This window comes from Anaerobium acetethylicum, assembly GCF_900096945.1.
Taxonomy (GTDB): domain Bacteria; phylum Bacillota; class Clostridia; order Lachnospirales; family Lachnospiraceae; genus Anaerobium; species Anaerobium acetethylicum.
In genome coordinates this window covers 1-1,731 of sequence record NZ_FMKA01000094.1, presented here as the reverse complement: position 1 = coordinate 1,731, position 1,731 = coordinate 1, and the positions used below count along the sequence as shown (strand labels likewise).

1 protein-coding gene is annotated in these 1,731 nt (G+C 39.7%); it reads right to left on the bottom strand.

Annotated elements, in window-relative coordinates:
• Positions 1 to 165 precede the first annotated feature (165 nt).
• Complete coding sequence (locus BJR36_RS19920; RefSeq protein ID WP_091237174.1) at positions 166 to 1,596, bottom strand: transposase; 1,431 nt, start codon at positions 1,594 to 1,596, stop codon at positions 166 to 168.
• Positions 1,597 to 1,731: the final 135 nt, after the last annotated feature.

Here is a 1,731-nt window from a genome sequence, read left to right as displayed (position 1 = left end):
TAGGTAATTGATAAATGTTTTTCTCCTTTTGTGTGGATAACTATCCCGTATATAAGGAGAGAAAAAGGGTCATTATTCAGAATAGTTTCTGGATTGCCACAGAACATCGGATTTTAGACGTATTTTAATAAGCCTAAATAAGAATTATGACAATTGAATATTTTTTCAGGCAACTAATGGTTTCAGACTTCGAATGTATTGTGGACAATTCATGTCATGGGCGACGATGACTGTCAGCTGGCTGGCAATGCCTGCCAGAAATACATCTGCTTTTGTGGTGGTATGATTCCTTGTTTTTCTTCCAGCGATGCACATATTGATTTTGAAATGATTGATGGCACGTTCAACAATAGTTCTGATTTTGTAAGTGCCATTCCATTCTTCTGAATCTCGCTGAATGCCGGGAAACATACGTAAATCCATGTTTTCATAAGTATAAGTTGTTCTGCCTCTTGAAGCTGTACTACAGGGATTTTGGCAGTTACAGATCCAGCCCTTATGGTACGACATCATTGGGCATCCCCATTTGATTCGGTCTGCACGACCCTTCTCATTTGTGATTCCATGATATTTCATAGCAAGAGAGGAATCGTTTGGACAGGTAGGATACCCATATTCATTGTACCCGACTTTCTTTAAAGAACCTTCATTCCGAGGATTGTATGGAATCAGTGCCTTAGAGAAATGGAAATCCTTGAATAGGGAACCATAAAGTTCTGCAGAGTCAAAAGAAGAATCGCCAAGAAAAATATCCGGATGAAAATCCGGGTGAAGGCCGAAAAAATCGGAAAGAACAGGGACTAAAGAGGAAGCATCTCCCACAGATTTATCTTCGTCAGGAGAATCACTTTTTTTCTCTACAACCAGTTCCGGGTGCGAAGATTTAAAATCGGCATCATCAAGAAAAGCGATATGACGGACAATGCCAAGACCATTCGTAAGAATAGCGAACTTGTCGGCATAGCAAAAGTGCCCGTTAATGTACATCTGCTTTGCATCTGAAGAGGCTGCAGCCTGTGAAGGCATGAGGCCATAAGCCATCTTGTAAGGATCGACATCAGGTTTGTCTTTATAAAAGGCTTTCAACTTCTTGATCAGGGCATTCAGTGTCTTGGGATTATTCTCAGTGACATAAAGTTCGATTCCAGAGGTGTCAAAAGTAAGCATCTGAGCCAGAGAAGAATCTATCAGCTGACAGATGGGTTCGGTATAATCGACCATCTGTTGAAACATAAGTTCAATGTAAGGCTCAAAGTCATGTTTGAATCTGGACATCAGGGAGGCATCCGGCACTTTGGAAAATCCGCAGAAAACTCTTAGCTCCTCGCAGATATTTAGAAACAGAAGAAGCAGGGAATCGGTCGGAATGGAAAAAATCTTTTGAAGAATAAAGGCTGAAAGAAATCCATGCAGTGGATAAATGCGATTGCGTCCTACGGAAAGATAAAAAGCCGATTGAAATTCAAACGGAATGAAATCAGAAAGGTCAAAATGATCCGAAAGAATTTGAAAAAAGGAAGGCGATTCATCGATGAACATGTTTTGGCAGTCTGAAAAAGTTTCAGTTAAAGAAATCTGATGATATTTAGTAGCCATAAATTTTCTCCTTCGCATTTGGAAAATGGATTGGTGTTGTTACCTCTATTTTACCACTTGCGGAGAGAAAATTTATATAAATGAAGCAATAAAACCCAGTAAAATCAATGGGTTGCGGCGTTTATCAAACGCCTA